At 63.7% G+C, this 4453-nt stretch carries 4 protein-coding genes; all 4 read left to right on the top strand.

The window, feature by feature from the left end; genetic code table 11:
* Window positions 1-60: 60 nt before the first annotated feature.
* Window positions 61-1395, top strand: coding sequence for a substrate-binding protein (locus tag IVB48_RS15920; protein ID WP_027568014.1), 1335 nt, complete (start codon window positions 61-63; stop codon window positions 1393-1395).
* A gap of 100 nt (window positions 1396-1495) precedes the next feature.
* Window positions 1496-2371 carry a branched-chain amino acid ABC transporter permease gene (locus tag IVB48_RS15925; RefSeq protein ID WP_247400761.1) on the top strand — a complete coding sequence of 292 codons (876 nt, stop codon included), beginning with the start codon at window positions 1496-1498 and terminating at the stop codon, window positions 2369-2371.
* Between the two features lie 11 nt (window positions 2372-2382).
* On the top strand, window positions 2383-4230 hold the full coding sequence (locus IVB48_RS15930; RefSeq protein ID WP_027568016.1) for a branched-chain amino acid ABC transporter ATP-binding protein/permease: 1848 nt from the start codon (window positions 2383-2385) through the stop codon (window positions 4228-4230).
* Window positions 4227-4453: ATP-binding cassette domain-containing protein (locus IVB48_RS15935; protein ID WP_247400762.1), on the top strand; the 227-nt coding region annotated here is incomplete at its 3' end. The genes IVB48_RS15930 and IVB48_RS15935, both read left to right, overlap by 4 nt.

A 4453-nucleotide genomic window follows, 5' to 3' on the forward strand; every position in this document is an offset into this window, starting at 1 on the left:
CTGCCGCCGGACAGGTCGTGCTTTGCCTGCAAACAAGAACGATGTTCGGAGGAAACGATCATGACTGACAATCTCATCCGCCGCGGCCTCTCGCGCCGTGGCCTGCTTCAGACCACCGCGGGCCTCATCGGCGGCGCGGTTCTGCCCGGGATGCCGGCGTTTGCCGAGGACAAGCTGGCGATCGGCTCCTACCCCGCCGGGGTCTCGGGCTCCACCGCCTTCATCGGCATCTCCGTGCCGCGCACCGGCACCTATGCCGTACAGGGTGAAGACGAGCTCAAGGGCTATCAGCTCGCGATCGAGCACATCAACAGCGGGCACGACCTGATCAAGAAGATATCGCCGAAGACCAGCAAGGGCGTGCTCGGTAAGGAGCTGAAGTTCGGCGTCGCCGATTCCGCGGCCAAGCCAAACGAGGCGGTGCAGGCGCAGCAGCGCTTCATCAGCGAGAACAAGGCGATCATGATCACCGGCGGCACGTCGAGCGCCGTTGCAGTGGCGCTGAACAAACTCGCCCAGCGCGAACACGTCATTTTCGTGTGCGGCATTTCCGGCTCGAACGATACCACCGGCAAGGATTGCGTCCGCTACGGCTTTCGCCAGAACTTCTACGGCCAGACTGCGGCTGCAGCGATCGGCCCGGTGATGGTACGTGAGTTCGGCAAGGGCAAGAAGGCCGCGTATCTCACGCCTGATTACACCTACGGCCACACCGTCACCAAATCCATGCAGGATTTCCTCGCAACAGCGGGCTGGACGACGACCACCAACCAGGTGGCGCCCCTCGGCGCACCCGACTACTCCTCCTATCTGCTGAACGTCGCGAATTCAGGCGCCGATGTGCTCATCAACGTCAATTGGGGACACGACGCCGTGCTGTCGACACAACAGGCCAAGCAGTTCGGCGTGCTCGACAAGATGAAGCTGGTCGTCCCCTACCAGGTGCCTTTCATCGCGCGCGAGACCGGCGGCCTGATGCAGGGCGTCTACGCCGCCACCGATTATTGGTGGACCATCGAAGACAAATTCCCGCTCGCCAAGATGTTCAACGAAGCATTCGAGAAGAAGTACGGCTACAAGCCCGAATGGGGCGCGGAGAACGCCTATGTCAGCTTCGCGCATTGGGCGCACATGTGCGAGCAGGCCGGCAGCTTCAGCCCGCCCGACGTGATCAAGGCCTACGAGAAGGGCGAGACGATCCCCTCCCTGGTGGGCGAAGTGCATTACCGTCCCGAGGACCATCAGTGCGTCCGGCCGGTGATCATCGTCAAGGGCAAGCAGCAAAAGGACATGAAGAACAAGGAAGACTGGTACGACGTCGTCGAGATCGTCCCGGGGGAAAGCCTGATGCAGAAGCCGGACGCCTTCGGCTGCCATCTCGGCGACTACAGCTGAGACCTCGCTAACCCCTGTGGCGCCGCGGACTGCACTCCGGTCCTGCGGCGTCACCCTTTTTTGGACGCGCACCATCGCGCGCCACAACAGCGATTGTCGCATGATAAGTTGGCCCAACCTCGTTTCGCAGCTTTTCAACGGGCTCGCGCTCGGCGCCCTGCTCGCGCTGATCAGCTCCGGCCTGACCATCATCTACGGCACGCTCGGCGTGCTCAACCTCGCGCACGGCGCGATGTTCATGATCGGCGGCTATGCCGGCTTCGTCGCCTACCAGTACACGGAGTCGTTCATCCTCGCCGTGATCGCGGGCTCGCTGTTCGTGATGCTGCTCGGCGTTCTCATGGAACGCGTCATCATCCGCCATTTCTATCACCGCCCGCACGAGGATCAGCTGCTCGTGACCTTCGGGCTAGGCATCTGTTTCGTCGAGCTCGTGCGCCTGATCTTCTCGAGCCAGTCGCAGCTGGTGCCGCCGCCGGCCCTGTTCCGGGGCATCACCAATCTCGGCTTCATGTTCTATCCGACCTACCGCCTCGCCGTCGTCGGCATCGTCGCGGTCGCCCTCGGCGCACTGTTCATCGTCCTCTACCGGACCCAGCTGGGCATGATTGTGCGCGCCGGCATCGAGGATTCGGTGATGGTCGATTCGCTCGGCATCAATGTCTATCGCGTCTTCATGGTGGTGTTCGGCATCGGCGCAATGGCCGCCGGCTTTGCCGGCATCGTCAACGCGCCGGTGGTGTCGCTGACACCGGGCATCGGTGACGACATCCTGGTCCAGACCTTCGTGGTGGTGGTGATCGGCGGCGTCGGCTCGTTCCCCGGCGCAATTATCGGCGGCCTGATCGCCGGCGAGATCATCAGCGTCACCTCCATGTTCAACCCCGGCTACGCCTATGTGATGCTGTTTGCGGCGATGACGCTCGTGCTCGTGGTACGACCGCATGGCCTGCTCGGCGTCCAGGGCCGCGAGTAAGCGATCTCCTGATGCTCAAGCAACGCCCCTTCTTGATCGAAGCCCTGACCGCGATCGGCTTGATCGCAGCCCCCTTCGTGCTGCCTCATCTCGGCTTCGCGCCGAACACCGTGAACAGGATCCTGGTCTGGGGCCTGTTCGGCCTCGGCTTCGACATCCTGTTCGGCTTCACCGGCCTGCTCTCGTTCGGCCAATCCGCCTTCTACGGCACCGGCGGCTTCGTCGCCGCCTACCTGCTGACCCGCGCGGGCTTCGGCAACGTGCTGGGCGCGCTGATCATCGGCATGATCGCGGCGGCCGCGACCGGCTACCTGATCGGCCTGATCGCGTTGCGCCGCACCGGCATCTATTTCGCGATGATCACCGTGGCGATCGCGGAGGTGTTCTACTTCGTCGAGTTCAATCCACTTTCCGATTTCACCGGCGGCGAGAACGGCTTGCCGGGGGTACCGACGCCGAGCTTCGATCTCGGCTTCACCTCCATCCACTTCACCAATGGCTGGTCGCTCTATCAGTTCATCGCGCTGTGCTACTTCGTCGGCGTCGTCATCGCCCTCAGGATCGTGCGCTCGCCGGTCGGCGCGATTCTGAGTGCGATCCGCGACAATCCGCTGCGCGCCACGGCCGTCGGACACAACATCCATGGCTACAAGCTGACCGCCTTCGTGATCGCAGCCGCTTACGCGGGCTTCGCCGGGGGACTGCTCGGCGTGCTCCAGGCCTTCATGCCGCCCGACGCCTTCACCTTCGACACCTCGGGCCAGCTCGTGATGCAGACGGCCATCGGCGGCAGGGGCACGCTGTTCGGACCGCTGGTCGGCGCAACCGTTTGGCTCTTCCTTCAGGACTTCCTCCAGTCCGCGCTGGGCCTCGGCGCAGCCTGGAAGCTGGTGCTGGGTGTCGTCTTCGTGCTGCTGGTCTGCTTCCTGCGCGGCGGCATCATCGGCGGTCTTGCCGATCTCTACCGCCTCGTCTCGGGCAAGCGAAAGCGAACGGATGCGGAGATGGAGCAGGAGGCCGCTGACGCCGAGGCCACACTGCAACCCCCACCGGCGCCGATGCAGGCCAAGGAGGTCGCGCATCCCGCCTATTCCGGGCCGATCCTGAAAGCCACCGGCCTGACCAAACGCTATGGCGGTCTCGTCGCCAACAGCGACATCGATTTCAGCGTCAATCAGGGCGAGCTGCGCGGGATCATCGGCCCCAACGGCGCCGGCAAATCGACCTTCTTCAAGATGCTGACCTGCGAGATCGCGCCGAGCTCCGGCCAGATCGTATTCGAGGGGCGAGACATCACGGGATTGAAGGTGACCGAGGTCTGCCAGCTCGGCCTCACCAAGAGCTATCAGGTCAACCAGCTCTTCACCGGGTTGACGGTGCGGCAGAACCTGACGATCGCCGCGCTGGCCGAGCTACGTGGAAAATTCCGGCTCGACCTGTTCCGCAAGCTCTCCAGCGTCAAGGGCCTGACCGAGCAGGTGGAGCACACGCTTGCCCTCGTCAATTTGAGCCGCCGGGCCGATACGCCGGTATCCGAGCTCGCCTATGGCGAGAAGCGCAGGCTCGAAATCGGCCTCGCGCTCGCCACCTCGCCGCGCCTGCTGCTGCTCGACGAACCGCTTGCGGGCATGAGCCCACGCGAGCGCGTCGAGACCGTCAAGCTGCTCAAATCGATCGCGCGAGGGCGCACCATGATCATCATCGACCACGACATGGATTCGCTGTTCGAGCTGGTCGAACGCGTAACGGTGCTCCAGGAAGGCAAGGTTCTGCTCGACGGCACGCCGGAGGAAATCAAGGCCAACGCCGCCGTGCAGGAAGCCTATCTCGGCGGAGTTCACGGGGAGATCGCCGCATGAGCCTGATCGAGGTCAACGGCCTGAACAGCTATTACGGTGACTCCCACATCCTGTTCGACGTCGCCATGCACGTCGCGCGTCACGAAGTGGTGGCGCTGCTCGGCCGCAACGGCGCCGGCAAGAGCACCACGCTGAAGAGCCTGATGGGCGTCGTGACGCCGCGTAGCGGCAGCGTGAAGTTCGACGGCATTGATATCGCCGGACGAAAGAGCCACAGAATCGC

It is taken from the genome of Bradyrhizobium sp. 76 (assembly GCF_023073025.1).
Taxonomy (GTDB): domain Bacteria; phylum Pseudomonadota; class Alphaproteobacteria; order Rhizobiales; family Xanthobacteraceae; genus Bradyrhizobium.